The sequence below is a fragment of the Flavobacterium sp. 38 genome, from assembly GCF_057799715.1.
Genome location: NZ_JBYNWZ010000010.1, coordinates 109,757 through 129,613, shown reverse-complemented (window position 1 = coordinate 129,613; position 19,857 = coordinate 109,757). Strand labels below are relative to the sequence as shown.

Annotated in this window: 19 protein-coding genes; 15 read left to right on the top strand and 4 right to left on the bottom strand. The window is 33.2% G+C overall.

Translation table 11 applies throughout. The annotated features are described in order from the left end of the window. Nucleotides 1-40: 40 nt before the first annotated feature. The gene (locus AC3E9W_RS19765; RefSeq protein ID WP_488769710.1) at nt 41-1,756 is read left to right on the top strand and encodes a sensor histidine kinase; all 1,716 of its coding nucleotides are present in this window, start codon (nt 41-43) and stop codon (nt 1,754-1,756) included. 78 nt (nt 1,757-1,834) lie between these two features. Here the strand turns inward: AC3E9W_RS19765 and AC3E9W_RS19760 are convergent, their stop codons facing one another. Together AC3E9W_RS19760 and AC3E9W_RS19755 are read right to left on the bottom strand one after the other, a co-directional pair. Beyond that, complete coding sequence (locus tag AC3E9W_RS19760) at nt 1,835-2,284, bottom strand: GNAT family N-acetyltransferase (RefSeq protein ID WP_488769709.1); 450 nt, start codon at nt 2,282-2,284, stop codon at nt 1,835-1,837. 254 nt (nt 2,285-2,538) lie between these two features. Continuing rightward, a complete protein-coding gene (locus AC3E9W_RS19755; protein WP_115889681.1) occupies nt 2,539-3,312 on the bottom strand; it encodes an XRE family transcriptional regulator in 774 nt (257 codons plus the stop codon). Nucleotides 3,313-3,409: 97 nt separating this feature from the next. Between AC3E9W_RS19755 and AC3E9W_RS19750 the strand changes: the two genes are divergently transcribed. From AC3E9W_RS19750 to AC3E9W_RS19720, 7 genes are all read left to right on the top strand, one after another. Next, nucleotides 3,410-3,859, top strand: coding sequence for a LexA family protein (locus AC3E9W_RS19750; protein ID WP_456894047.1), 450 nt, complete (start codon nt 3,410-3,412; stop codon nt 3,857-3,859). A 13-nt stretch (nt 3,860-3,872) separates the two neighbouring features. Further along, entirely contained in the window at nt 3,873-5,132 is a 1,260-nt protein-coding gene (locus AC3E9W_RS19745) for a Y-family DNA polymerase (RefSeq protein WP_456894045.1), read from the top strand. Between the two features lie 64 nt (nt 5,133-5,196). Then, nucleotides 5,197-6,579 (top strand): exonuclease domain-containing protein, encoded by a 1,383-nt coding sequence (locus AC3E9W_RS19740; RefSeq protein WP_488769707.1) that lies wholly within the window; start codon nt 5,197-5,199, stop codon nt 6,577-6,579. 237 nt (nt 6,580-6,816) lie between these two features. Then, nucleotides 6,817-7,593 (top strand): exodeoxyribonuclease III, encoded by a 777-nt coding sequence (gene xth / locus AC3E9W_RS19735; protein WP_488769705.1) that lies wholly within the window; start codon nt 6,817-6,819, stop codon nt 7,591-7,593. A gap of 8 nt (nt 7,594-7,601) precedes the next feature. Beyond that, complete coding sequence (locus AC3E9W_RS19730) at nt 7,602-8,228, top strand: alpha-ketoglutarate-dependent dioxygenase AlkB family protein (RefSeq protein WP_306158653.1); 627 nt, start codon at nt 7,602-7,604, stop codon at nt 8,226-8,228. Between the two features lie 160 nt (nt 8,229-8,388). Next, nucleotides 8,389-8,850: a DUF1810 domain-containing protein gene (locus AC3E9W_RS19725; RefSeq protein WP_306158651.1), complete on the top strand. Its 462-nt coding sequence runs from the start codon at nt 8,389-8,391 to the stop codon at nt 8,848-8,850. A 160-nt stretch (nt 8,851-9,010) separates the two neighbouring features. Beyond that, the gene (locus AC3E9W_RS19720) at nt 9,011-9,415 is read left to right on the top strand and encodes an MFS transporter (protein WP_488769702.1); all 405 of its coding nucleotides are present in this window, start codon (nt 9,011-9,013) and stop codon (nt 9,413-9,415) included. A gap of 82 nt (nt 9,416-9,497) precedes the next feature. On the opposite strand, the gene AC3E9W_RS19715 is transcribed toward AC3E9W_RS19720, so the two are convergent. Continuing rightward, nucleotides 9,498-10,907 carry an APC family permease gene (locus AC3E9W_RS19715; RefSeq protein ID WP_306158647.1) on the bottom strand — a complete coding sequence of 470 codons (1,410 nt, stop codon included), beginning with the start codon at nt 10,905-10,907 and terminating at the stop codon, nt 9,498-9,500. 371 nt (nt 10,908-11,278) lie between these two features. Between AC3E9W_RS19715 and AC3E9W_RS19710 the strand changes: the two genes are divergently transcribed. The 5 genes from AC3E9W_RS19710 to AC3E9W_RS19690 all read left to right on the top strand — a co-directional run bounded on the left by AC3E9W_RS19710 (nt 11,279) and on the right by AC3E9W_RS19690 (nt 15,575). Next, nucleotides 11,279-12,127 (top strand): hypothetical protein, encoded by an 849-nt coding sequence (locus AC3E9W_RS19710; protein WP_488769700.1) that lies wholly within the window; start codon nt 11,279-11,281, stop codon nt 12,125-12,127. Nucleotides 12,128-12,218: 91 nt separating this feature from the next. Then, nucleotides 12,219-12,563: a hypothetical protein gene (locus AC3E9W_RS19705; RefSeq protein WP_488769698.1), complete on the top strand. Its 345-nt coding sequence runs from the start codon at nt 12,219-12,221 to the stop codon at nt 12,561-12,563. 33 nt (nt 12,564-12,596) lie between these two features. Then, nucleotides 12,597-13,355, top strand: a complete 759-nt coding sequence (locus AC3E9W_RS19700) for a methyltransferase domain-containing protein (protein ID WP_488769696.1) — start codon at nt 12,597-12,599, stop codon at nt 13,353-13,355. Between the two features lie 416 nt (nt 13,356-13,771). Continuing rightward, nucleotides 13,772-15,196, top strand: a complete 1,425-nt coding sequence (locus AC3E9W_RS19695; protein ID WP_488769695.1) for a sensor histidine kinase — start codon at nt 13,772-13,774, stop codon at nt 15,194-15,196. Next, on the top strand, nt 15,186-15,575 hold the full coding sequence (locus AC3E9W_RS19690) for a response regulator (protein WP_306158636.1): 390 nt from the start codon (nt 15,186-15,188) through the stop codon (nt 15,573-15,575). The genes AC3E9W_RS19695 and AC3E9W_RS19690 overlap by 11 nt, the downstream gene beginning before the upstream one ends. Here AC3E9W_RS19690 and AC3E9W_RS19685 read toward each other — a convergent pair. Further along, nucleotides 15,572-16,738 (bottom strand): NlpC/P60 family protein, encoded by a 1,167-nt coding sequence (locus tag AC3E9W_RS19685; protein WP_488769694.1) that lies wholly within the window; start codon nt 16,736-16,738, stop codon nt 15,572-15,574. The genes AC3E9W_RS19690 and AC3E9W_RS19685 overlap by 4 nt on opposite strands. 250 nt (nt 16,739-16,988) lie before the next feature. Here AC3E9W_RS19685 and AC3E9W_RS19680 point away from each other — a divergent pair, with 250 nt between their 5' ends. After that, nucleotides 16,989-18,368: a Kelch repeat-containing protein gene (locus tag AC3E9W_RS19680; protein WP_488769692.1), complete on the top strand. Its 1,380-nt coding sequence runs from the start codon at nt 16,989-16,991 to the stop codon at nt 18,366-18,368. An 80-nt stretch (nt 18,369-18,448) separates the two neighbouring features. Continuing rightward, nucleotides 18,449-19,849: a Kelch repeat-containing protein gene (locus AC3E9W_RS19675; RefSeq protein ID WP_488769691.1), complete on the top strand. Its 1,401-nt coding sequence runs from the start codon at nt 18,449-18,451 to the stop codon at nt 19,847-19,849. Nucleotides 19,850-19,857 lie beyond the last annotated feature (8 nt).

Sequence of the window (19,857 nt, the reverse complement as noted above, 5' to 3'; positions counted from 1 at the left end):
GAACTTATATGACTTATATGGTTCAAAAAATATGTTTTTTATGAGAATTAAAACCAAATTGAATCTGGGTGTCGGATTGTTATTTTTGATGATTATCATCCTTTCGCTGGTGAGCGCTTATTCTGTTTTCTTGATTAAACAGGATACAGAGAATATTCTGAAATCGAATTACAATACACTGGAATATTCGCGAAATATGATTTTTGCTTTGGACGGAATGAAATCAGATTCGAAAGAAACGATTCACAATTTTGAAGAAAATCTTCAAAAGCAAACTCGAAATATAACCGAGCCAGGTGAAAAACAAGCTACAGAGAAATTGATGGCTAGTTTTGCTCTTTTAGAAAAAAACAATGCTGACGAAAACCTAAAAGCACAGATTCGTCAAGATATTTTTGCCATCATGAAACTAAATTTGGATGCTATCAAACAGAAAAGTGACATTGCAAAACAATCCGCAGAGACGGCTAATTTATCTATTGCGATTGTGGGAACTTTGTGCTTTTTGATCGCTTTTAATTTGTTAGTTAATCTTCCAAACAATATTGCCAATCCGATTAAGGAACTGACTTTTAGCATTAAAGAAATTGCTAATAAAAATTATTCAGAGCGTGTGCATTTTACAAGTCATAGCGAATTTGGAGATCTGGCCAAATCGTTTAACACAATGGCGCAAAAACTAGAAGAATATCATGACAGCAATGTTTATAAACTTCTTTTTGAGAAAAAACGTCTGGAAACGCTTATCAATAATATGAACGATCCGATTATTGGTCTGGATCATGACGGAATTGTTTTGTTTGCAAATGATGAAGCGCTAAAAATTATTGGGCTAAAATCGGAAGATGCGATTGGAAAACGGGCTTCGGAATTAGCGATTACTAATGATTTAATTCGTTCTTTAATTCTGAAAGACGAAGGAAATTTGAAAAAACTCCCTTTGAAAATTTTTGCTAATTCTAAAGAAAGTTATTTCGAAAAAGAAATCATTAATATCACGATTACGCCAACTGGCGAAGAAAAAGAAATCAATATTGGCGATGTGATTATTCTGCGAAATATTACTTTGTTTAAAGAACTTGATTTTGCTAAAACTAATTTTATTGCAACGGTTTCGCACGAATTAAAAACGCCAATTGCTTCTATAAAATTGAGTTTGCAATTGCTTGAAAACACAAAAACTGGCGAAATGAACGACGACCAGAAACAACTGGTAGAAAGTATAAAGGACGACAGTCAGCGTTTGCTGAAAATTACGGGTGAACTGCTGAATTTATCACAATTGGAAACTGGAAATATTCAGCTGAATATTGAAAAAAGTAATCCGTACCAAATTGCCGATTATGCAGTTGAAGCGGTAAAAGTTCAGGCCGATCAAAAGCAGATTCAATTGATTATCGATGCCGATGAAAACCTAAAAGATGTAAAAGCCGACAGTGAAAAAACGGGTTGGGTTTTGATTAATTATTTATCGAATGCGATTCGATATTCATCAGAAAAGAGTACGATTCTCATTAAACTAAAAGAAGAAAACAACCAGATTGTTTTTCAGGTTATCGACACTGGAAAAGGAATTGACACAAGATATAAAGAAAAAGTTTTTGATAAATATTTTCAGATTCCGGGAAGTCCAAAAACAGGAACGGGATTGGGTTTAGCGATTAGCAAGGAATTTATTGAAGCGCAGAATGGAACGGTTGGTGTTGAAAGCAATTTGGGATTAGGAAGTACGTTTTGGTTTGCGTTGAAGGTTTAGATTTTTTTTCCCGCCACGAATTCACGAATTTTGATTTTAAATAATTTGTGAATTCGTGGCGGAAAAAAATAATTTTAATTATAGACTCATCTCCATAATCGGCATAAATCTATTTTTGATTGAAGTTTCAAATTCGCCCACTTTTTTAAATCCTAATTTTTCATAAAACTTCTCTGCGTTTGGTTCAGAATCAAGAATGATTTTTTGGCATTTTTCATTTCGCATTTTTTCCAAGAAATCATTCATCAATAAAGTTCCAAATCCTTTTCCGATGTATTCCGGCACAAGAAATAAGTTATCCAATTTTACCTGATTATTTTCTTCTTTGAGATAAGAATAATAACCGATGATTTTGTTTTCTTTGACTAAATTAAAAACAAGATTATTTTGAATATAATCCTCCGTAATGGTAAGATGTCTGTCCCAGGCTAAGATTTGTTCTTCCGAATATCCCCAGAATGCTTTTGATTTTTTGGTGATTTCGGTTAAGTTTATGTGGTCTTCTGGTTTGGCTTTTTGGATGTTCATTTAAAAGATGCTTTTTAAAAGAGCCATCGGCTCGAATCATTTTGTAGGGCCGGATTTTAATCCGGTCAAAATCGATACGCAGATAATTCGGAGAACCATAGGTTCGACACATATAAAAACGTCTAAATATGGATCGTTCCTACGGAACTTTTAAATTGACCGTCTAATTTTCAACGGATTAAAATCCGTTGCTACAATATAAATCATTCCTACGGAATTTTAAAATTGAAATTTGACATTGTAATTGATATTGCCTACGTATTCGAAGTATTATTCTTAATTTCCCTAACTTCTCTTTTCAATTCTAAAAGCAAATCTTTCATTGCTCCCGTTTCGGTCGTTTCTTGTTTTTTGTCTGAACGGCCGATGTTGCATTCGTATTCCCAGATTTCGAGAATATCAGACGCTTTCACTTCATAATTCGGATAAAAACTATTGTCGGATTCTAAAACCAAAGCGTTCTTTTTATTTTTATTCAGACGTTTGTAAACCATTCCTTCATTTTTAGTAATCAGGATATAGGTTTTTCCATCCATTACTTCCCCTAATTTTTCTACGTAGCGTCCAATAATAATAGAACCATCTTCATGAGGCGGCATCGAATCCCCTTCAACGGGAAATCCGCGATGTTTTCCAGGACCTAAAAATGGAAGGGTAATTTGCTGCAAACTTTCAATATATTCTGGATCGGCATAACCGTTTAGATATCCTGCTTTTGCTTTTTGAGATACAATTTCAATAAAATTTTCTCCAAAACTATCCACTTGAATTGGTAAAATAAGTCGATTGCCTTCGAGTTTTATCAAATTTTGCACATCAATTTTACGTATATCGACAGATAATATCAAGTCGATACTCATATGAAAATATAATGCAATCTTCTTTAGAATATCATACGGTGCTTCCGAAGTTCCGTCTTCGTATTTCACGTATCTTCCTCTGGTAATGCTAAGGTTTTCAGCTAATTTCTCCTGTGATATTTTATGCTTAACCCTTAACGCTCTGATGTTGTCTGAAAATAAGGACATAATAAATTTGTTATAATTTGGAACAGCAAATATACAAAAAATGTTATTATCTGTACTAGTTTTGTGATACGAAAAAGACCTCTTTTTTGAAGTGATTATGAAATTGAGAAATATAAATACCATAAAATCAATAGAATTATATATTCCAGATACTAATTCGGAAGTAAAACTGCCTTTTTTTGACGTGGGTATAAGCGCCGGTTTTCCTTCGCCTGCTGATGACTTTATTGAGTCGTCTATTGATCTTAATAAAGAGCTCATCAGACATCAATACACCACTTATTTTGCTAGAGTGAAAGGACATTCTATGAAAAATATAGGTATCAATGACGGTGATTTATTAATTATAGACAAAAGTCTGGAGCCACAAAATAATAAAATTGCAGTTTGCCAAATTGATGGCGAATTTACTGTAAAACGTATCAAAATAGAAAAAGATATCATTTGGCTTATTGCCGAAAACGAAGATTATCAGCCTATAAAAGTGACCCCAGAAAATAATTTTGTGATTTGGGGAATTGTGATTCACTGCATTAAATCTTTTTAAATCAGAAAATAAAATGTTTGCTTTAGTTGATTGTAACAATTTTTATGCTTCTTGCCAAAGAGTATTTGAGCCACATTTAAGAGGAAAACCTATCGTTATTCTCTCTAATAATGACGGCTGTGTTATTTCGCGTTCTGATGAAGCTAAAGCTTTGGGAATACCAATGGCTATTCCTGCTTTTAAGTATGAAGCCATTTTTAAAGAAAAAAACATTTTTGTTTATTCTTCTAATTATCCATTGTACGGTGATATGAGCAATCGAGTAATGAACCTTCTCCGAACTTATACTAACGAAGTCGAAGTATATAGTATTGATGAAGCATTCCTAAAATTTTCTGGCTACGATTTATTTGATTTGAATGCATTGGGCTTAAAAATGCGAAAAGAAGTTACGCAAGGAACCGGAATTCCTGTAAGTATAGGTTTTGCGCCTACGAAGGCTTTGGCTAAAATGGCAAATAAAATTGCTAGAAAATTCGCAGATCGTACGCAGGGCGTTTATTGTATTGATTCTGAAGAAAAGAGAATTAAAGCCTTAAAATGGTCCAAAGTTGAAGATGTCTGGGGAATTGGGAGAAAACTGGCCAAAAGACTTAAAGCAAGAAAAATCAATACCGCTTATGAATTTACCCAGCTCCCTGATGCTTGGGTAAGAAAAGAAATGTCTGTAGTGGGGCTTCGATTGAAACATGAATTAGAAGGAAAACCAACTTTGGAATTAGAAGAAGCTACAGATCGCAAAATGATTGCTACGACGAGATCTTTCGAAAAAAGATATACTACTTATGAAGAAATTTCAGAACGAATCAGCACATTTACAGCTTCTTGTGCAGAAAAATTAAGACGACAGAATTGTCATTGCAATATGGTAACCGTTTTCATTCAGACTAGTTTTATAAAAAATGAAGAATCACACTATTCAAGAAGCATTACCATTACGACTGATTTCCCTACTAATTCAACAATAGAACTTAATAAAGCGGCGCAAAAAGGTTTTAAAGCTATTTTTAAAAAAGGCTATCGCTATAAAAAGGCTGGTGTCATTGTAATGGGATTAACCCCAAATAATGAAACGCAACTTAATTTATTTCAAACATCAAATCCTAAACATCAACCTTTAATGAGTGTGATTGACAAGATGAACCAAAATTATGGTAACAATAAAATTAAATTCGGCGTACAGTCTTTAGGACGACAATGGAAAATGAAACAAGACCGATTATCGCCAAAGTTTTCTACTTTACTTAAAGATGTTATTACAGTTAAAGCTTAGAAGTTTTTAGGCAAATAATAAGAGATGAACAACAGAAAAACAATCGATTTTACGTTATATACAAATGAAGAAGCAAGAATATGCCATAGTCGATATTGAAACCACAGGCGGAAATGCCAGTGGAAGCCGTATTACAGAAATTGCCATTATTATTCATGATGGTATAAATGTGCTGGATCGTTACGAAACACTTGTAAATCCTGAACAGGACATTCCTCCTGCTATTTTTGGATTAACGGGAATTAATAACGAAATGGTGGCTCATGCACCGATCTTTGATGATATTTCAGAAAAAGTGCTCGAAATGCTGACTGATCGTGTTTTTGTTGCGCACAATGTCAATTTCGATTATTCGTTTGTTCGTCATCAGCTGGAACAAGCGGGATTTAAGTGGACAGCGAGAAAACTCTGTACTGTGCGCGCCGCCCGAAAAATAAAACCCGGATTAGGATCCTACAGTTTAGGAAATCTTTGCAATTCTTTAAATATATCTTTAGAAAACAGACACCGCGCTGGCGGAGATGCTGATGCTACTGCTCTTCTCTTTTCTCTTTTATTAGAATGGGACGATGCTGGAGAAATTGATAAAATGATCAAGAAAACAGCTCAAGATCAGCGTTTGCCTCCTAACCTTCCTCCTGAAGATTTTAATGAATTGCCCGAAAAACCCGGAGTTTATTATTTTTATAATCAGGCAAAAAAAGTGATTTATGTCGGTAAGGCCATTAATCTGAAAAAACGTGTTACATCGCATTTTACAGGAAATAATATCAAACCTCAACGGCAGCATTTTTTAAGAGATATTCACGGAATTTCTTTCGAAATCTGTGCTACAGAACTCATGGCGCTTCTTTTAGAATGCACCGAAATCAAAAAACTTTGGCCGACTTACAACAGAGCTTTAAAACGTTTTGAAGGCAAATTTGGCATTTATCAATACGAAGCTCGAAATGGCTACAAATATCTCGCAATTGGGAAAATGAGCAAATTTCAGACTTGTATTCATGAATTTAATAACCAGCACACTGGTATTCATCTTTTGCGAAATTTGGCAGAGCAATTTCAAATCGATCATCGTTTCTGTAAATATTCAAGAACTGAAGAAGGTGAATTTTTCTATAACCATGAAATAAAAGAATTACCAGACCCAATACTTCATAATGAACAAGTAGACAATGCAATTGATTTTTTATTAAATAACAGACCCACTTTTGCCATCATAGACAAAGGACGATCTGCAGACGAAAGAAGCTGTATTTGGATTGAAAATGGCCGTTTTCACGGAATGGGCTATATTCCGAGAGATGTAGCGATTAATGATCCCGAAGATGTAAAAAGTTATGTTACACTTTATAAAAGCAATCAATATATTGAACAGTTAATTTTTGCTTTCGCCGAAAAATATCCAGGTAAAGTATTCTTTAACAAACACTTTTTAAGTAAATAAGAAATTATATAAGATTTAAAATTTGAAAAGCTGTAAATTTAATCATAGAACATTTTAACACATAGAAACATAGATTTTGATTACGATTAGAGATTAGCCAAAAGAAACTCGTTTCTAACACATAGTCCGAGCTATGTGAATTTAAATAAGTGAAACGCCTTTTTTAAGCTTCAAAAAACTATGTTTCTATGTGTTAAAATTTGTGCGGAGTGTTTAAGACAACTAATTAAATCTACTATGAAAATAGCGACATATAACGTAAACGGAGTCAATGGAAGGCTGAATGTTTTATTGCGATGGCTCGAAGAAACCAAACCTGATATTGTGTGCCTGCAGGAATTAAAAGCGCCACAAGACAAATTTCCGATAAAAGCCATTAACGACGCAGGATACAATGCAATTTGGCACGGGCAAAAACAATGGAACGGCGTCGCAATCTTAGCTCGAAATATGGAAATTGAAGAAATAACCCACATACTTCCTGGAGATGAAGACGATGTACAAAGCCGTTATGCAGAAGCTTTGATTGACGGAATTGTAATTGCTTGTCTGTACCTCCCAAACGGAAATCCAGCTCCGGGGCCAAAATTAGAATACAAAATGAAATGGTTTGATCGTCTGGCGCATCGCGCTGAAACCTTATTAAACTTAAAAGTTCCCGTGATATTGGTTGGCGATTACAATGTTATGCCGACAGAATTAGATGTCTATAAACCTGAAAAATGGGTAAAAGACGCACTTTTTTTACCAGAAGTCAGAAAGGCTTTTGCAACCATTGTTGCTCAGGGATGGACAGATGCGATTCGGACATTGTATCCTAATGAAAAGATTTATACGTTTTGGGATTATTTCCGCAATGCTTATCAGCGAGATGCCGGACTTCGAATTGATCATTTTTTATTGAGTCCGCAAATTGCTAAAATGTTGCGCTCGGGTGGAGTTGACAGACATGTGCGCGGTTGGGAAAAAACGAGTGATCACGCGCCTGTTTGGATTGAAATTGACAAAAAATAAATAGAATCATGACATTATTTAACGACACCGAATTGTTTACAACAGGTTTGGGAGGAAAAAAAATATTTGACATCCCAGATTCTGAATTGATTTTAATTGATAATTTCTTCTCCAAAGAAGAATCTGACAGTTTTTATGAAAGAATACTTCGCAAAACCAAATGGAGAGAACATCAGATGGAAATTTATGATAAAACCTATACCGTTCCTAGAATGATCGCTTGGTACGAAGACAAAGATAATGTTGGAGCAGACCCCAAAGGACCAGATTGGACTTATGAATTATTAAAAATAAGAGGCCGTGTCGAAAAAGAAACGCAACTTGATTTTAATACCGTTCTGCTTAATTTATATCGAGACGGAAATGATGGCGTGGGCTGGCATAGCGACAAAGAGCATAATACAGGACCAAATCCTATTATTGCTTCTGTAACGTTTGGAGAAACTAGAATGTTCAGACTTCGTCATAAATACAGCAAAGAAATTCCGCAAATCGAAATTCCGCTGCATCATGGTTCTTTTTTATTAATGGCAGGAACGACTAATAGTTTTTGGCAGCATCAAGTTCCAAAAACTGCTCGAGATGTTTTGCCGAGGATCAATCTTACCTTTAGAAGAACCAATCGAAATCTTTGATTTTTATAGAATTGAAACTCCAAAAGAAGCATTTTTTATAAAAACAGACGTAAGATATTACTTGCTCTAAAAGTTAAAACATGCACTGTATGAACGTTTTATTAGGCAAAACCTATCTTTTTTACTATTTTTGCAACCTTTTTTTAAATACAATACCGTAATGGCTTATTCGAACAATGATTTAGCGCGTTTCTTAGACGCACAGAACAAACTTTATCTTACTGCTCTTTCTGAAATCAGCAAAGGGAAAAAAGAAACGCATTGGATGTGGTTCATTTTTCCGCAAATAAAAGGTTTAGGAAAAAGCGATACCGCAAATCTTTATGCCATTAATGATTTAAAAGAAGCTACTGATTATTTGGAACATCCAATTTTAGGAAAACATTTAATTGAGATTTCAGAATTATTATTAACCTTTAAAATGAAATCGGCTGACGGGATTTTTGGAGATTTAGATGCTCGAAAATTGCGTTCTTGCATGACTTTGTTTTCTTTGGTAGAAAATGCAAATCCGGTATTTCAGGAAATTCTGGATGCGTTCTTCTCTGGAGAAACCGATCCGCTTACTTTGTCTATTATTAATTCAACTATAAAATCTGTTGATGAACCGGTTGTATTATAACCCGAGTTTACAGCGATTATTTACATTTAAAAGACACTAATTTTAGTGTCTTTTTTTTGTTGGTAGACTTCACTCCTGAATAAAATCTAAAGAGGAAATTCTTCATTTAAAAAGAATTAGCCTTAACTTGCATACAATCAAACTCAAATCTAACCCAATCATGACCGAAAAAATCAAAACTTTACAAATTATCCATCTTGCCATTTGTGCGGGAGCCATTATCGCTTATTACATTATTGGTGATCTTTCTTTAGAAAAACTGAATATTCCTGTTATCGATTCTAATTCAATACTATATCTTGCTATTCCAGTTCTGGCTTTTGTTTTAAGCAGTATATTATTTAAAGCACAATTAAAACAGATAGATCCGAAATTAAAACTCGAAGATAAACTGCCTGTTTACCAAGCTGCTTCGATTATGCGATGGGCGGTTCTAGAAGGTGCCGCTTTTTTGATCTTATTTGTAAAGCCAGAATTTATAATCTTCGGAATACTTATCCTCATTTATCTTCTTTTCCTAAGACCCACAGAAGAAAGAATTATTAATGATTTATCTGATCGTTAAACTATAAGTACCAAATAAAAAAGCATCTTGAAGAACAAGATGCTTTTTTTGTGAAATAGCTTTTCAATCTAAAACAAAAATATTATTCGCTAGGTTTTGTTAAATAATAAACTGGAATTCCAGTTAACATAATTAATACGCCCCAACCGCAAGTAGAGAATTTTGTAATTAATAACGAAATACAGATTGCTGATGCTACAATGATATATACCATCGGTAAAAATGGATATCCAAACGCTTTATAAGGTCTTTCTGCATCTGGCATCTTTTTTCTTAGAATAAAAATTCCGTAGATAGTCAGGATATAGAAAATAAGAACAATTATAATTACAAAGTCCAGCAAATCACCATATTTTCCTGTCAGACACAAAGCCGAAGCCCAAATGCATTGCGCCCAAAGCGCCCACGCAGGAACACTAGAACTATTTAAGACCGCTGCTTTTTTGAAAAACAAACCATCTTTTGCCATCGTATAATATACTCTCGCACCTGCCATAATTAGTCCATTGTTGCAGGCAAAAGTCGAGATCATAATCATAATTGCAATAATCAAAGCCCCGATATTTCCAAAAATATAATCTGAAGCCACAACTGCAACACGATCAAATTTTGCCGTTGCCATTTCGTCAAACGGAATTACAGCCAAATACATCAAGTTTGTCAAAACATAAATACAAGTCACGATAAAAGTTCCCAGAAACAAACTAAGACCTACATTTCGTTTCGGATTTTTAATTTCACCCGCAATAAAAGTCACGCCATTCCAAGCATCACTCGAAAATAATGATCCAACCATTGCAGCAGAAATTCCAGAAATCAAAGCCGTACCACTAATAGGCAGCCACGAACCACTTTCTTTGTCAAATGTTCTTGTGCTCCATCCGTCTGCCCAGTTTGCATCCCAAATAGAAGCTTTCGCGGCAAGCGCTAATCCAAAAATGACTAATCCAAGTAGCGATAAAATTTTGATTATAGTTAAAACGGTCTGTAGAATTTTCCCGTTTTTTACTCCACGACTATTGATAAAAGTCAGGATAATAATGGTAAGTATCGAAACCAGCTGAGCAGCATTCAATTTGAAAGCTCCCAATTCGTAAAGAATATTTTCGTCACTTAATGGCTCATACAAATAAGCCGCAAATTTAGAAAAAGCCACTCCAACGGCAGCAATTGTTCCAGTCTGAATAACGGCAAAAAAACTCCAGCCGTACAAAAAGGCAATCAGTTTGTTGTAGGCTTCTTTTAGGTAAACATATTGTCCTCCAGCTTTAGGAAACATCGCGCTCAATTCGCCATAACTAACCGCTGCGACAACAGTAATAAATCCAGACAAAAGCCAGATCAATGTAAGCCATCCTGCCGACCCCACTTGTCGGGCAATATCGGCGCTTACAATAAATATCCCGGATCCGATCATAGAGCCAACCACAAGCATGGTTCCGTCTAAGAGCCCGAGTTCTCTTTTAAAATGTTCTTGGTCGTTTTCTTGCATTTTTATTGGTTTAGGTTGGCTAAAGATATACTTTTTTCTGAAATCTTAATCTTTACTTATAATTAAAAAAAATAATAAACATAACAAAATTAGCGCTTTACGGCTTCACGTAATGTTGTAATATTTATTTTACATAAATTTGAATTAAACAGTAATACGTATTGATAAAAATTCAATTATTACCAACAGAAATTTAACCTAACGCTTCAATAGTAATTTGCGGGTACTTTGATATAACCGCGAATAATTCAATTGAGCGGATTGCAAAATCTAAAGTTAAAATCTAAAAGGCGGAACAAATTAACCCAAATCTAGTACCTAAAGTTTTCGTCTTTAAAGGCAATTGTGCTAAAAAGGGAAATATAAAAAACATGAAAAAATTAAAAATTTATTTGCGCATTAATTTTTTATTAGCAATTATCGGTATGACGTTATTTTCTTGTTCTAATGAGGAAACCCAAACAACAAACCACAATAATCTTGCAAATAAAGAATCAATCATCTCAAACAAAACAGGTAAAACAGCAGCAGTTGCTTCAGGAGCAATTACATGTTATATTTCTGGATCAAGTGTATTTAATGTTAATACAAATAACGCATATTCAGTTGTAATCCCGAATTCAACAGCTACTTATCAGTATAATAGCAGTACTTCTATGAACTCCATAGCTTGGAGTGTATTAAACGTAATTCCTGCAGGAAGTCTGTCAATTATTGGAAACGGTACAACAGCAACAATTACTACATCCTCAACTTTCAGCAGCGGTAACATTCAAGCATTAGGAACTGATAGCTCAGGTCAATTATGCGGTCCAGTTATACCAATTGTAAAATCCAGCGGAAGCGGATCTTCATGTTGTACACCAATCCTTTCTGCATCATATATTTGTAGAGGAAGCGGATCAGGAAGCGCTGGAGGAGCAGTAGACATATCTATTCCAGCGGGATGCAATATTGATTGGTCTTCAATTTCTAAAATTGACGTTAGTCTTTCTGATGGCACAAGATTTACAACTACTTCTCCTAGCAGCTTGTACAACCAAAGCCAAGGTACATTAACATATCCATATAATGTAAACAACAATAAAATTCGTTTGTCTTTCACAAATCCAGAATGTGCGCCTGATATTGCATGCACTGCTACATTTTACTTTAACAATGGATGCCCTACAGTTAGCGCGACAGTGGTCACATTAGGCCCACTTGAAACATCTGAGTAATCTTTAATTTATAGAATTTGAAAAACTGCAAAATATTTTTGCAGTTTTTTTTACTTCCACATTATAATCAGCCATTTAATTCCAAAAACACATGAAAAAAATTACTTTGTTGCTATTATTCTTTTTTGCTTCTTTGAACACATTTGCTCAAGATAACACAGGAGACTGGAAAGCCCTGCTTAAAGTTCCTGGAGCCGAACTTAATCTTGTTCTCCATATTACCAAAACCGGAAATGTTTTAAGTGCGACACTTGACAGCGTCGACCAAAAAGCATTTGGAATTACTGTAACAACAATTACTTTCGAAAATTCGACACTCAAATTTACTGTTTCCAACTTACAAATTGAATATGAAGGTGTTCTCGGAAAAGACCAAACGATCACAGGAACTTTTAAACAAATGGGGCAATCGTTGCCTTTGGCTTGGAAGCGCTAGAAATTTTGCTTATTTTTAAATAAAAACAATATTATGACTTGGGATCCTAAAAAATACAACGAATTTAAAGAAGAGCGTTCTAAACCTTTTGATGATCTTACAAGTCATATTATTGATAAACCAAATCTGAAAGTTATAGATCTCGGATGCGGAACTGGAGAACTTACCCAAAAATTGTCTCAAAAACTTACGAATCCTTTTGTTTTGGGCATTGATAATTCTGCCGAAATGCTTGCAAAAGCTCCAAAACAAGAAAATCTTGAGTTTAAAGAAAAAACCATTTTAGAACAAATCGATGATGAAACGAAGTGGGATTTAATTTTCTCGAACGCTGCATTGCAATGGATTGACAATCACAACGAACTTTTCCCGAAAATTATTTCACGCATAAATCCAGGTGGGCAGTTGGCAGTTCAGATGCCGCAGCAAAACGAAAACATCCTTAATAAAATACTTTTACAATTGGTGCAAGAAGAGCCTTTTGCATCGCATCTTAAAAATTGGACACGCCCCTCGCCTGTATTAACTTTAGATGAATATGCTAAAATTCTATTCGAAAATGGCGGTCAAGATTTGATTCTCTATGAAAAAGTTTATCCTTTAATTTCGAATCAAAAAGACGATTTTTTCGACTTCATTTCTGGCTCTGCTTTAACGGTTTACCAAGAAAGATTAAAAGAAGAAGAATTTTCTGCATTAACTACCGAATTTAAGAAAAGAATAAATGCTTATTTTCCTTTAGTTCCATCTATTTATGCATTTAGACGATTGATTATTTACGCTAAGTTTTAATTAAATTATTCATTAAGAATACATTCCAATCATTAAACAAAAGAGAGCTCGTCATTTTTTAATTTATTGTTTCTTTTAATTCTTTTTTCCTCTCCAAAATTGTTCTTTTGCTTGCTTAAAAAGTTTATCAAAAGCAAAAAAAGTCTTCCAATTAAATCACAACAAACTAAACAACAAATAGTTAAACAAACAAACTTGGAATAAAAATATTTTTGTTTGAATATTATTTTTTTTACGAAATCTATAAGATAAATTTTATTATATTTGAGAGAATCATTTTAAAGGCATTTTTAAATAGCAAAATATATTAACAAGTGTTTAATGTTTAATAATGAATTAATTCCCATATTGTTTATTCATAATTGCTAAAAAACACGCAAAAGACAGTTTATTATTAACCTACTAATTTTAAGATTATGTCTAGATTGCAAGCTTTAAAAAACTTTCGCTTTCCCAATGTTTTTATCCTTATTTTAATAGTTTTTGTTTCATGTGCGTTGTTAATCTGCATCAACTTTTTTACTATTAAAATCTTATCTGCCAACAGAGCTTATGTAAATGGAGAATCACATTATTCGAAAGGACAAAAAGATGCATCAAGACATTTAATCACTTATTTATTTACCAAGAATACCACACAATGGAATTTGTTTCTTGAAGAATTAAAAGTTCCACAGGGTGATGGCATTGCAAGGGTCACACTTTTAAAGGCTGGAGATAATGAAGTTGCCAGAAAAGGGTTTCTTATTGGCAGAAATGACGAAGATGATTTAGACGATATTATCTGGCTATTTGAAAATTTCAAAAATGTAAGCTTTTTATCCAAAGCTATAGAAGAATGGGGACAAGGAGACAAACTTATTTTTAATTTGTTTGTTATTGGTCATCAGATCAATGCCAAAATCGAACATAATTTGTTAACCGCAGCAGATCAGAAAAAATTCTTAAAACAAATAAGCTCAATAAGTGATCGATTAACTGTTAATGAACGTAATTTTTCAAACACATTAGGAGAAGGAACCCGAAAAATAAAAGATTTACTAATTATTACAAACATATTTTTTATCCTGATCATAATCTTAAGTGTCTGTTTTTATTATTCTATAATGGTTAAAAGACTATTGGTTTCGAAAAAAGAGACTGAAGTTAAAAATGAAAATCTTATTCTGGTCAATCGTGAATTGGATCGGTTTGTTTATAGCGCTTCACATGATTTGCGGTCGCCAATTACTTCGCTGAAAGGTCTAATCGAAATAACAGCTTTGGAAGACGATGCTCAGCAAGTTCGAAATTATTTGCAAATGATGCACCACAGCCTGGAAAGACAAGACCAGTTTATTAGTGATATTATTGACTATTCTAAAAACAAGAGAAAACAAGTTATCATAGAACCAGTAAGTTTGAAAGAATTGTGCAATGAAGCTATTTTGCAATTAATGCATATTGAAAATGCAGACAGAATTAAATTTACACAAGAACTTTTGGTTGATCAGATTGAAAGCGATGGATTACGATTAAAAATCATTATCAACAACCTGCTTTCAAACGCTATAAAATATGCAGATTGTAATAAACAGGAAATGTTTATCACGATTAAAACCTATTTTAGCGAAGGTCTGAATAAAATAGAAGTAACAGATAATGGAATCGGAATTCACGACGATCATAAAGCTAATATTTTTGATATGTATTTTGGAACAAATAAAAACAAAGGTTCTGGCTTAGGCCTTTATATTGTAAAAGAAGCTGTCGAAAATATAAGAGGAGATATTTTTGTTTTTTCTGAAAGCAGTGTTGGAAGTAAATTTATAGTAACAATACCTAATTCTTATGCCGTATAGATCTCAATTTATAATTATAGAAGACAATTTGATTGATCAATTTGTAACTAAAAAGCTTCTTAAAAAAGGACTTGACATCAATCCTGCTTATATCGCTAATAATGGAAAAGAAGGAATGAATTGGATCTTGAAAAATCAGAACCAAAATCCATTAATTATTCTTTTAGACATTCAGATGCCTATTATGAATGGGTTTGAATTCTTAGAAGAGTTTGACAAACTGCCAGAAGATGTAAAAGAAAATATAGAAATTTTTGTGCTTTCATCGACTCTCGATATCGACGAAATTAAGAAAGTCAAAGAGAATAAGTACGTATCTGACTTTTGGAATAAACCTTTTAGATTAGAAATATTGCAAAATGCTTTTCTGCATGCTTAATTTAAAACGCGGTTTACCTGAGAAAATGCTCTTGTGTAGTAAGGCTCTTTTGTAGAAGAGATAATTACTCCGCCGTGAGTTGATGAGTGCACAAATTTAATTTCGCCTTCTGCAACTTCTACAATCATCCCAACATGATTGATTTGGCGTCTTCCATTGGTCCTAAAGAAAATTAAATCACCTTTTTGAGCTTCATCTGTACTTACTTTTGTTCCTACGCGCGATTGTTCAATTGAGCTTCTCGGCAGTTTGATATCAAAATTATTAAACGTACAAATCATTAAACCCGAACAATCAAAACCTGCTTTTGTAGTTCCTCCAGATCTATAGCGAACTCCGATATTTTCTGTAGCATTTGCAATAAGCTGGTCAATTAATTCTGAGTGATTTCCCGTTCGAACCAATGTAGAATCTCTTTTTATTTCTGATACCGCTTCCACTGTCGGATTTGAAACTGGAGCTGAAGAAGAAGCAATTGCATTTTCAGTAGATTCTTGAGAAGCTTTTAATGCTTGAATTGCATCTGCTTTTTCTTTTGGAACTTTAATTTTCAGAAGATATCCAACTGGCACTTTTCCTTTAATCGATGGATTCTGGCGTTCCAATTCTGCAACTGTAATTCCATATTCTTTAGAAATGCCGTATTTTGTTTCTTTAGCTTTAACTTCTCTATAAAGTTCTACATCTGTCGAAACTACCTCTTCCGTACTTTCTACGGGTTTTTCATTAACAACAGCCACGTCAGAAGGAATAACAATCTGCTGTCCAATTTTTAATCCTTGAGACTCTAGAAGCGGATTGGCTTTCTTCAAATCATCTACAGAGATATTGTATTTTTTAGAAATTCCCCAAAGTGTTTCTTTAGAGGCTACTTCGTGAGTTCCAGAAGTATTAGGAGGAGTATTATTTACTGCAACTTCAACGTTTTTAGTTTTTGACTTTACAGTGTTTTTATTTTTATTTGGAATTAAAAGCGTCGAATTTAGTTTCAATATTTTAGGAGCATTCGGATTTGCGTCTGCAATATCTTTTACTTTAACTCCATATTTTTTAGCAATAACAGAAAGGTTTTCTCCTTGCGAAATTTTGTGCTTAATAAAATTATCCTGCGCAAAAGCTCCAACACTGATAAAAAACAATACTATTATTAACCTATAAACCATATTTACTTTTTAAGTTCTTAAATTCTGCTTTTATTAAGTTTAGTTACATAATTAAACTTAAAAATTACAAATATATTACCTCAAAGGCGAATTTAACGCTTAAAACGATAAAAACCATAATTTTTAACAATTATTTTACCTCAAATTAACAGCCTAGGCATAGAAATTGTGCCAACTTTTTGAAATGCAGTTTTTTAACTAAAAAGATGTATTTTTATACTAATTTAACCAGAACCAAACCCTAAACATTGTGAAAAAACTACTCTACATCGTCATTTTACTGCCTTTTATAGCAAATGCACAAACAATAAACGGGATCGTTAAATCTCAAACTACAAATTTACCAATCGAAGATGCAAACATATATGCCTTACAAGGTAAAATTGGAACCATAACAAATGATAGAGGAGAATTTTCATTAAATAAAGCAAAAGCAAGCGACACACTTCAGGTATCGCATATTGGCTACATTTCGACAAAAATTGCAATTTCCGATTTTAAAAAATCAAATTTTATCATTTCACTGCAGGAAGATATCGAAACCCTTAATAATGTAGAGATAACAAAACATCACGCGAGATTAAAATCTAAACTTGATTTTACTAAACTTGAATCTTTAAATAATGTTCTGTATTCTTTTGGTTCGACAGTAATAAATAGCAAAATTTATATCACAGGTGGAGACATCAGCGAAGAAGAGAATGTATTAAACATTTTAAAAGAAAGAAGCATAAGCTCTGACAATGATCCTAACTTCGAAAAAAAATATCGAGACTTACTTCAGATGCAAGTGTCCAAAAAGTTTTACAGAGAAGATTTGCTTATTTACGACCCTAAAACAGATGTATGGGAGAAATCAGATACAAAATTCAAGAGAAGAGCTTATCATAATATAAATTATTACAACAATACACTATATGTTTTAGGAGGAAAAAGAGTAGCTACAAACCAAAGATTTGAATATTTAGAAAACGAAATTGAAGTTTTTGACTTTACTAAAAACAAGATTACTATTGATAAAACCAATCCTCATACAGCTGCAGACTTTGCTTCTTTTGTTTATAAAGACAACATCATTGTTATGGGGGGTTCGATAAAAAAGACTGAAAAAGGACAAAAAACTTTCACCGACAAAGTGCACATGTACAATATCACTTCTGGTTTATGGTATGAGTTAGAAAAAATGCCGGTTGCCAAAGAAGTAAAAGGAGTTTTGATTGACGATAAAATTTTTACTATTGGAAGCAAAGACAACAAAAGCTTATCTGAGATTCAGAGCTTTGATTTAACAAATGAAACTTGGAAAAATGAAGCAACTTTAATTTCTCATCTAGAAAACCCAGCAATTGCTTATAGCGCTAATGACATTTACATTTTGGAAGATGGTAAGCTGTCAATTTACAATACAAAATCAAAACAAATTAAAGAATACTTTGTCGATCTTCAACTAAGAGGTGCTACCATGCATTTCATAAATGACAAATTGTATATTATAGGAGGGTATTCATTTGGCTCTTTTATGAAGATTCCTTCATCAAAAGTGTACAGCATTTCTATTGATGAATTTGATACGACCGCACCAAATCGAATTCGAGTTTTATCTGAAAATAATTTAGCGCAAGCAAATTAATGCTAATACAAAAAATGCCTTTTTTAAAAACGGGCTTTTGTGAATATTAAAGAATTTAATCAAAACCAAATTTCTTTATTATGAAAAAACTACTTTTCATTGCCATTTTACTGCCTTTAATTGCAAACGCACAAACAATAAGTGGAATTGTTAAATCTCAAAACAGCAATTTAACTGTAGAAGATGCAAATATCTACGCACTTAACTCTCAAATTGGCACATTAACCAATAAGAAGGGAGAATTTTCATTAAACAATAAAATAAAACCAAACGACACTCTTCAGGTTTCTCATATTGGCTATATAACAGCAAAAATTGCGGTTACAGATTTTATAAAATCAAACTATATTGTTTCTCTTGAAGAAGACATTGAAACTTTAAAAAATGTAAATATAACTGACAACAGATGGTCCAAATTAAAATCCAAACTTAATTTTACCAAACTCTCGCCTTTAGATCACGGCATTTATGCTTTTGGTTCTGCAGTAGCAAATGGCAAAATTTATGTTGTTGGCGGTGATAATAGCGAGGAATGGAATGTTTTAACTGCCATAAAATCTAAAAATATTGGTGGCGACCCTACTAGATTTAGTGACCCTACCTATTTAAACAGATACCTTCAAGAAATAGGAGGCGATTTAGCTAAAACTTTCTACAAAGGAGATCTGTTAATTTATGATCCGAAAACAGATTTATGGGAGAAATCAAATCAAAAATTTAAAAAAAGAGCTTATCATAACATCAATTTTTACAATAATACACTTTATGTTTTAGGAGGAAAAAGAGCACCTCTCGGCAATAAAAAACATGAATTTCTAGACAACGAAATTGAAGTTTTTGACTTTAACAACAATACCCTTGCAATTGACAAAACCAACCCACATAAAGCCGTAAGCTTTGCTTCTTTCACTTATAAAGATAATATTATCGTTATGGGCGGCTCAATAAAATCGACTGTAAAGGGCGTAAAAACTTTTACCGACAAGGTTCATTTGTACAATTTAACTTCTGGCTTATGGTATGAGCTAGCAAAAATGCCGTTAGCTCAAGAAGTGCAAGGGGTTTTAATTAGCGATAAGATTTTTACAATTGGTAATCCCGACAACAGAAGTTTTTCTGAGATCCAGAGTTTCGATTTAACAAATGAAAGCTGGAAACACGAAGCAACATTACTTTGTCGACTTGAAAATCCCGCAGTTACATACAATGACGATACTATTTATATATTTGAAGATGGAAAACTATTCGTTTACAATACAAAATCGAAATTAATTAAAGAATATTATATTGATCTTGAACTAAAATCTACTGCAATGCATTTTATTAATGATAAATTATATATCATTGGAGGATATGATTTTACAAATTACTATACATCACCTTCATCAAAAGTATACAGCGTCTCTCTTGATGAATTTGAAACCACAAGACCTTACCGAATTAGAGTTTTATCACAAAATAACGTAGCAAACAAAAACTAATCTCATAG